The 386-nt window shown below is 67.1% G+C and carries 1 protein-coding gene; it reads left to right on the plus strand.

Annotation, left to right across the window (positions count from 1 at the left end; translation table 11 throughout):
* Nucleotides 1-48: 48 nt before the first annotated feature.
* On the plus strand, nucleotides 49-386 hold a 338-nt coding region (locus BIV25_RS48995), incomplete at its 3' end, for a transposase (RefSeq protein WP_143076863.1).

Raw genomic sequence — 386 nt, forward strand, 5'->3', positions numbered from 1 at the left:
AGAGCTTGTCTCACGTGGCGTGAGATGGATGCGGCATGATGCCTTGCCATGGGTGTCGGTCTGTCACAGCGGTTGGTTCCGGACGAACTCTGGGCGCTGGTCGCTCCGTTGCTTCCGTCGTTCGCCTCGCGTCCGCAAGGCGGGGGCACGGCCCCGTGCGACGAGCGGGCCGTGTTCACGGCTGTGGTGTACGTGTTGACCAGCGGATGCGCGTGGCGGCACCTTCCCGAGACCTTCGGGGTTTCTGCCGCCACCGCGCACCGCCGGTTCTCCGCTTGGACCGCGGCCGGACTGTGGAGACGGTTACACCGGGCAGTCCTGGACGAACTCGGTACGCGCGGTGAAGTGGACTGGACCTCAGTGATCGTGGATGCGGCCTCGGTCCG

Source organism: Streptomyces sp. MUSC 14 (genome assembly GCF_001866675.1).
Taxonomy (GTDB): domain Bacteria; phylum Actinomycetota; class Actinomycetes; order Streptomycetales; family Streptomycetaceae; genus Streptomyces.